Origin of the sequence: Phormidium pseudopriestleyi FRX01 (genome assembly GCF_017313335.1) — a bacterium.
Taxonomy (GTDB): Bacteria; Cyanobacteriota; Cyanobacteriia; order Cyanobacteriales; family Laspinemataceae; genus Laspinema; species Laspinema pseudopriestleyi.
Genome location: NZ_JAFLQW010000480.1, coordinates 1 through 3867, shown reverse-complemented (window position 1 = coordinate 3867; position 3867 = coordinate 1). Strand labels below are relative to the sequence as shown.

At 46.8% G+C, this 3867-nt stretch carries 5 protein-coding genes; all 5 read left to right on the top strand.

Annotation, left to right across the window (positions count from 1 at the left end; translation table 11 throughout):
• Positions 1-541: hypothetical protein (locus J0895_RS18370; RefSeq protein ID WP_207089456.1), on the top strand; the 541-nt coding region annotated here is incomplete at its 5' end.
• Positions 542-553: 12 nt separating this feature from the next.
• Positions 554-1198 carry a PulJ/GspJ family protein gene (locus J0895_RS18365; protein ID WP_207089455.1) on the top strand — a complete coding sequence of 215 codons (645 nt, stop codon included), beginning with the start codon at positions 554-556 and terminating at the stop codon, positions 1196-1198.
• A 173-nt stretch (positions 1199-1371) separates the two neighbouring features.
• The gene (locus J0895_RS18360; protein ID WP_207089454.1) at positions 1372-2352 is read left to right on the top strand and encodes a PilW family protein; all 981 of its coding nucleotides are present in this window, start codon (positions 1372-1374) and stop codon (positions 2350-2352) included.
• Positions 2353-2445: 93 nt separating this feature from the next.
• Positions 2446-2982, top strand: a complete 537-nt coding sequence (locus tag J0895_RS18355) for a GspH/FimT family pseudopilin (RefSeq protein ID WP_207089453.1) — start codon at positions 2446-2448, stop codon at positions 2980-2982.
• 145 nt (positions 2983-3127) lie between these two features.
• Positions 3128-3658, top strand: a complete 531-nt coding sequence (locus tag J0895_RS18350) for a pilus assembly FimT family protein (protein WP_207089452.1) — start codon at positions 3128-3130, stop codon at positions 3656-3658.
• Positions 3659-3867: the final 209 nt, after the last annotated feature.

The following is a 3867-nucleotide window of genomic DNA, read 5'->3' as shown; positions in this document are numbered from 1 at the left end:
TGCCGGTCCATATACGGGAAATTACTACCGATTTAATACTTCGCCTCCTTGGAGTAGCGGCAAACCTCTGATTCCAACTCCCCAAAATACTTGGGTGAATGCAGTCCTGGTTAACGGGGTGGTCCCTAGTCGCCAAGACCAAAGTAATGGCGGTTTGCATAACTTCCCGCGAATGCTCGAAGATTGGGACAAAAAGAATCTATATATCCTGGGGTCATTCATTCAGCTTAACTTCAGTAACTACGCGACCGGACCTTATGAACATGATGCTTGGGAACCCGGGGCAATACCTGTACCTGGAAAAACCAATTGGGGTGCTTCTAATGTGGGCAGCAACGGGGGACCAGAAAATATCTTCTATTATATGGCTCCGAATCGGCTATGGGGTTATGATGTGGGGCTCCAATATATGCCTCCAGGTCCTGCATCTAACAAGATGCAAGCCCTCAGTGATGAACGCAATGAGTTCTATCGTGAGCCCCCAGCGGATGATCCTTACATTTGTCTGTTACGCCAGGAAGTTAATTTCCCTTGCAACTAGACGGAGGTTACGATGCAACGACGATCGCAGTTTAAATCAACCGAATCTGGCTTAACCCTGATTGAGTGCCTCGCGGCGATCATCATATTTACTATGGCGATCACCGCAGTCACCCCGCCAATTATGTTGTCGATGGCCGCCCGGGTCCGCGCTCACAACGCGGAGAAGGCCATGCACCTGGCCCAGGGGGAAGTAGACCGAGTACGGGTTTTACTCGAAGCTCTGGCAGCAGAACAGGATGCAACAAAGCTGGTGCAATTAAAACAGCAACTGCCCCCACTAGCTACGGGCAATCGCCCCCAAGGGGCTGCGGCCCCAACGGGAACAACAAGCACCTGTAAAAGCAACTCCCCACCGACGGCAGCCGACACCGCCTGTCTGGAGGCAGATTCAAATTTTGGCATTCAAACCTTTATCACCAACCGGCAGGATGACACAAACGGAGTGCCTGTAGCCTTATGGGTGGGGGTGCGAGTTTACACAGCAGGTGCTTTCTCTGGTGGCGGCACTCTGACGAAAAACCCGGCATCTTTAGCATTCTCAGCGGCCAATAATATGGGTTCTGCACCTCTAGCTGTGCAATATGCACCCCTGATCGTCAGTGACCTGCCCGATGGACTGTCAGCTGAAAAATACAGAGATCTATTGAAAGAATAATCAATTCCCATTTCGTTGCGATCGCCCTTGTGAGAATCAATCCAGAACCCACCGTTAAGGTTAAGCCATCGTGAAAATATAGAAGGGAAAAAATCTACCTCTAATCTGTAGAACCTAATAGCAGGGTAGATACTTTCCCTCTCCGATTCTTTGAGATTTCATGGAAAAAAGTAATGGTTATTAACAAAATTAACAAACGCCTAAAACGACACCTTGCCTCTTTGCATCAACCCCAGCCCGAATCAGGCTTTACCTTGATGGAACTGTTGATGGCAATCCTAGTGGGTGGCATGATCACCTATGGGATGTTGGCATTAGTGGTGAGTCTGCTTGGCACCGAAAAGCAGGAAACTGCCAAGAGCCAAGTGCAGCAAGAAATGAATCAAGCCCTTGATTATATTGCCTCAGAAATTCAACAAGCAGTTTTCATTTACAACCAAGATAAATTTCCTCCTCTTGCTAAGCTAAACTTAGGTGATAAGGTACAACCCGTCATAGCTTTCTGGAAAGCTACTCCCATTAAGGTACAAGATCTGGCATTACCACCGGATTCCAACCCTTGTGCCAATCACCCTAGCCCAGATTGCAGATTAGTTCTTCGCAATCTACAAACTTACAATTTAGTAATTTACGGGGTTAGAGAAAATAAACCCGATGAAATTTGGCAGGAAGGGGCAGCTCGAATCATCAGATATGAGATGAAACAATATAGTGACTTTGCCACGTTAACTGAAACCCCGGAATATAGAAGCCCCCCAGTAGCACCAAGTGTTATCCCAGTAAGACCAAGTTCTGGCGATGAATTTCGGGAGTGGGAACCCGTCGCTAACATTAATTGGGGTAATGCGGGGAAATCTAGCGCTGTATTGGTTGATGGATTAGATTATCAGGGGGTGAATGCGCCACAATGTCCCGATCCAGATTATAAATTAGCCATGCCTCCAAATCCTACAACAAATCCGTTGAATGATAGCTTTTATGCTTGCGCTCGCTCTTTCAGTTCAGAGGTTTCTCAAGATGCGATTCTCTTTTTACGAGGCAACGCTGCCACCAGAGCGGGACAGCCAGACTCCAGAAATACAGGCTATCTTCCCAGTTTTGAGCGACGAGTCCAAGCTCTTACAGTATTAAACCGTCGTCCTCCTAGTAGGTAGAACTAGCTGAAAGGTTTCCCAGAGAAATTAGCAGGTCTAACATTTTTTCCCTAAATCAGTGACTTTAGAAGTTATATAAAACCAATAATAATTATGAACCAACCTATCGATTTATTCAAACATTGGAAGAGAGGGCAGTCCTCCCGTGAGGGTCGAACTTTTGCCGCACAGACTGCCCAAGGGTTTACCCTGTTAGAAGTGTTAATTGTGGTCTTTATCATTGGTATTTTGGCGGCTATTGGTGGCCCAAGTTGGATAACGATGGTGAATAACAGCCGTCTGAGCAAGGCACAAGATGCAATTGCCTTGGCCGTTCGGGATGCACAACGGCAGGCCCTAGTGAATAAGACTACGAGGCAAGTTACCGTTAAGCAAGATAACCCTACATCGAAAGTCCAGTGGGCCGTACATCCAGACGAGACTGAGCCCACCCTCTGGCAGAATATTGAAGAAGACCGACTCATCATTGATCCATCCAGTACGACCATTAGCTTTAATGATAGAGGTGAGACTGAAAACACTGGGACAATGCTGATATCTCTTCAAAATGGCGGTGGACAAAAAAGATGCGTGATAGTTCAGACCCTTTTAGGAACAGTCCGTAAAGCGCAAGGGGCTGATTGTGATTAGAGGAGTCCCTCGTTAGGAGTGAATCGCTGTTGTCCCTAATATACCCCTGCATCTTCATCACAATTGTAAAAAAATATTAAAAATCCTTCCAATTTATCCCGTGAGGGTTTATTTTATTTTCATACATTAATCAGGGTGATAAGTGATGCAATTAACCCATCAAATCAGGGGTCGGTTTCGCAACTCAACGACCACCGGATTCACTTTACTCGAAGTTTTAATTGTTGTTTTGATTATCGGTATTTTAGCGGCGATCGGTATTCCAAGTTGGATCAGTTGGTTGAATAATACTCGCCTCAATGCAGGTCAAAATGAAGTTTACAGTGCGCTTTTAAATGCTAAAACCAAAGCCACTCACCAAAAAATTACCTATCAAGCCAGTTTCCGAGAGTGGGATGATGTAGCTCAATGGGCGATTCATCCGGCCTCGGTTGAACCCACTGATCAGCACTGGCAAAATCTCAACTCTTTTGTCACCATTGAAGAGAGCAAAACCACCCTTTATCGATACTCTACAAATGGGGCGTGGCGAATGCAATTCAATCATAAAGGCAACTCCAATGGTCGTCTGGGACGGGTGACGGTTCGCCTCCGCAATAGTAACAGCAATAAACAGCGCTGTGTGTTTGTTTCTACCCTGTTAGGGGCGATGCGGAAAACGGAAAAGTGTGGTTGAGGTTGGGTTGAGGATTGCGGGGGATCAATCCCTCCGCTGTAGAGGCGCTTCGCGAAGCGCCCCTACATAGTAATTGTAGGGTGGGCACTGCCCACCGACGAGTTGGTGACTACCAGATGAAGGTGGGCAGTGCCCACCCTACTTTCTACTACTTTCTACCAGATGAAGGTGGGCAGTGCCCACTCTACTTTCTACTACTGAAGGGGTCA

What these genes read in the sequence shown, in the direction of transcription:
- J0895_RS18360 (WP_207089454.1), top strand. Translation starts at nt 1,372, where the DNA reads ATGGTTATTAACAAAATTAACAAACGCCTAAAACGACACCTTGCCTCT.
- J0895_RS18355 (WP_207089453.1), top strand. Translation starts at nt 2,446, where the DNA reads ATGAACCAACCTATCGATTTATTCAAACATTGGAAGAGAGGGCAGTCC.
- J0895_RS18365 (WP_207089455.1), top strand. Translation starts at nt 554, where the DNA reads ATGCAACGACGATCGCAGTTTAAATCAACCGAATCTGGCTTAACCCTG.
- J0895_RS18350 (WP_207089452.1), top strand. Translation starts at nt 3,128, where the DNA reads ATGCAATTAACCCATCAAATCAGGGGTCGGTTTCGCAACTCAACGACC.